The sequence below is a fragment of the Catenibacterium sp. genome, from assembly GCF_052354645.1.
In the GTDB taxonomy this organism is placed as follows: Bacteria; Bacillota_I; Bacilli_A; order Erysipelotrichales; family Coprobacillaceae; genus Catenibacterium; species Catenibacterium mitsuoka_A.
On the sequence record NZ_DAWDDM010000248.1, the window covers coordinates 1 to 2,929 of the forward strand.

2 protein-coding genes and 2 pseudogenes are annotated in these 2,929 nt (G+C 31.9%); 3 read left to right on the forward strand and 1 reads right to left on the reverse strand.

Annotated elements, in window-relative coordinates:
- Positions 1–55: 55 nt before the first annotated feature.
- A pseudogene (locus ACT8VG_RS09435) lies at positions 56–1,027 on the reverse strand (aminopeptidase); the annotation flags it as partial.
- A gap of 121 nt (positions 1,028–1,148) precedes the next feature.
- On the opposite strand from ACT8VG_RS09435, the gene ACT8VG_RS09440 reads away from it, so the two are divergent.
- From ACT8VG_RS09440 to ACT8VG_RS09450, 3 genes and pseudogenes are all read left to right on the forward strand, one after another.
- On the forward strand, positions 1,149–1,988 hold the full coding sequence (locus tag ACT8VG_RS09440; protein WP_331874207.1) for a MurR/RpiR family transcriptional regulator: 840 nt from the start codon (positions 1,149–1,151) through the stop codon (positions 1,986–1,988).
- A 130-nt stretch (positions 1,989–2,118) separates the two neighbouring features.
- Positions 2,119–2,358: a SemiSWEET transporter gene (locus ACT8VG_RS09445; RefSeq protein ID WP_217106082.1), complete on the forward strand. Its 240-nt coding sequence runs from the start codon at positions 2,119–2,121 to the stop codon at positions 2,356–2,358.
- A 10-nt stretch (positions 2,359–2,368) separates the two neighbouring features.
- A pseudogene (locus ACT8VG_RS09450) lies at positions 2,369–2,887 on the forward strand (family 1 glycosylhydrolase); the annotation flags it as partial.
- Positions 2,888–2,929: the final 42 nt, after the last annotated feature.

Consider the following 2,929-nt stretch of genomic DNA (forward strand, 5'->3'; position numbering starts at 1 on the left):
TTACACTTACAAATAATGGATCTACACCAGCAGATACATCACTTGAAAGCATCTATGATCTAGATAAAGTAAGTCTTGTCTGTACAAAACTATCAATACCCATCTTCACTAACATTTCACCAATTGTATTTTCAAAGAATAAAGACTGGGCACCTGTAGCGCCTACTGAACCGATTTCTTCTTTATCTACAAGAATAGTACAGCATGTATAGTCACATACATCCATATCAAGAATTGCAGTTAAAGATGTATAGGCACATACTCTATCATCATGACCATAACCAGCAATCATTGAACGGTCTAAACCATAGTCTCTTGCTTTACCACTTGGCACAACTTCAATTTCAGCTGATACAAAATCTTCTTCTTCGATATCATATTTATCTTTTAATAGCTTTAAGATATTGGCCTTCACAGCATCTTTTTCTTCACCTACTAAAGGCATATTACCTAAAGTAACATCAAGGTTTTCACCTTCAATCACTTTAGCTGCTTTCTTATCTAACTGTTCTGCAGCTAAGTGAATAAGTAAATCAGAGATACCTACTACTGGATCATTATCATCTTCACCAATCACAACATCTACGACAGTACCATCTTTCTTAGCGACAACACCATATAATGATAAAGGAATAGTTACCCACTGGTATTTCTTTACACCACCATAATAGTGTGTATCAGCTAATACGAATCCTTCTGATTCATATAATGGATTCTGTTTTAAGTCCATTCTAGGAGAGTCAATATGAGCCCCTAAGATTCTCATACCTTCTGTAAGGGGCTTATTACCAATCACAAATAAAGCAATGTTCTTATCTCTGTTATTGACATAAACCTTGTCTCCTGCTTTAAGTGTTTCAAAAGAGTCTAATGGCTTAAATCCTTTTTCTTCAGCTAAACGAATAGAGTCTTTAACACAAGCACGTTCTGTTTTGTTTTTTGAAATATAATCTTTATAACCTTCATTATATTCCATGACTTCATTGAGATTGTCCTTATACTTTTCCCATGTATTTTTTGCGTACATTTTCTAACCTCTTTTCTTTATATCTCTACAACAGTATACCATGCTGAATAAATAAAGATAGTGTTATGAAACTGTTTGCATCATAATTCTATATTTTGGTAGAATGAGGTGAGGTGATAGTATGCATCCTACGATTCTAGAACAGTTTAAAAAAGATTTTAAACTCAATGAAAATGATTTATTTATCATACAGTATATTATTGAAAATAGTGAAGAGATTACATCTTATTCATCACATCAGCTTGCGAAAGAGACTTACAGCAGCCCTACTGCAATCATTCGTTTAGTAAAAAAGATTGGCTTTAAAAACTATAATGACTTTAAGGTAAATATCCATAGCCTGCTCAATAAATATACACTATCCAATATGCGTATTATGTCTAATGAAGATCTCTATACTATTAAGAATAAACTTGCGAAAATAGAAACAGGTATTATCAACCAAACAAAGGAAAATTTAAATTCAAATGTGTTTAATGAAGTTATGACTATAATTTCTAGAAATAAGTATATTGATATTATTGCGAATGATGCGAATGCAGCTATTAGTGAATATGGAAGTCATATATTATCAAGTGTGAATAAGTTTGTGAATGTATATCATAATGGAAATAAACAGCTCTGGTTCAGTTTGAATGTCACAAGTGATCATACAGTGATTCTTATAAGTAAGTTCGGTAAGACAAGACACTTATTGAATATTGCGGATACTCTCAAACAAAGACATATTCCTTTTATCGTGATTACAACGGATGATACAAATGATTTAGCTCATAAAACACCTTATGTGTTATATGGAATCAATCATGGAGAACTTGATAACCTCAAAGATATGATTTTCTATATTTCTTTGAAATATATCTTTGATTTAATCTACACTGCCTTATTCTCATATGATTATAAACAGGCAAAAGAAGTAGATGATTTATATGCAAAAATCTATTATTCAGAGAATGAATGATGTCACACTGTGACATCATTCTTTTATATTTTAAAGAGTTTTTGTCACACTATTCCGGTCATTCCTTGAAATATTGATTACTATTTTGAGATACATTATCTTAGAGTCATAGAAAAGAGGAGGACTAAAAATGGTTGGAACTATCGCAGCAATTCTTACTACTATCTCATTCATGCCACAGGCTTATCAGGTTATTAAGACAAAGGATACTTCTGGTATTTCACTAGGTATGTATATTGCCTTTGTGTTAGGTGTATTCTTATGGATCATTCATGGTATCAAAATTCAGGATATGAACTTAATTGGTGCAAACGCGATTACTTTTGTATTTGCTTCTATTATCTTAACTTACAAAATTAAATATAAATAAGGAGACCAATATGTTAAACAAAGACTTTTTATGGGGTGGCGCTTTAGCTGCTCATCAATTTGAAGGTGGTGTACTAGATACTACTAAAGGTTTAAGTGTTGCAGATGTAATGACTGCAGGTGCTCATGGTGTGCCTAGAGAAATTACTGATGGTGTGATCGAAGGAAAGTATTATCCTAATCATATTGGAATTGATTTCTATCATCATTATAAAGAGGATATTGCGATGTTTGCAGATATGGGCTTTAAGTGTTTTAGAACATCTATTGCCTGGACAAGAATCTTCCCATTAGGTGATGAAGAACAGCCAGATGAAGAAGGTTTACAGTTCTATGATGATGTATTTGATGAATTATTAAAGTATGGTATTGAACCAGTTATTACTTTATCTCACTTTGAAATGCCTTATCATCTTGCGAAAGAATATGGCGGATTCATGAACAGAAAAACAGTCGATTTCTTTGTGAAGTTTGCTGAAGTATGCTTTAAAAGATACAAGAATAAAGTAAAGTACTGTATGACTTTCAATTAAAACAATAACAAGATGAACTTTTTGAATTATATTTATGTA